This is a genomic window from Halorubrum sp. SP9, assembly GCF_005435015.1.
GTDB classification, from domain to species: Archaea; Halobacteriota; Halobacteria; order Halobacteriales; family Haloferacaceae; genus Halorubrum; species Halorubrum sodomense.
The window spans coordinates 1-224 of the sequence record NZ_SGXU01000751.1; the positions used below are offsets into that span (position 1 = coordinate 1).

Annotated in this window: 1 protein-coding gene; it reads left to right on the plus strand. The window is 59.4% G+C overall.

The window, feature by feature from the left end:
• Window positions 1–224, plus strand: a 224-nt coding sequence (locus EXE45_RS19220) for a hypothetical protein (protein WP_137695217.1), incomplete at both ends; no start/stop codon positions are given.

Sequence of the window (224 nt, forward strand, 5' to 3'; positions counted from 1 at the left end):
TGTACAGCGTCGCTGCCAACAGCCAGCAGACGTTCGACGAGCTGCTTCAGGGGGTTCACAATCGGATCGAGAAGATTCCGATCGATGACCGGCTCACCCAGCTGTTCAATCACGTGCCCGACAGTGATGACCCACACCTCGATTTCCGCCAGGTGATCGACGAGGACGCGGTCATCATCATCGACACCGGTGCCTTACACTCAGCCAGCCAGCAGGCGCTCACC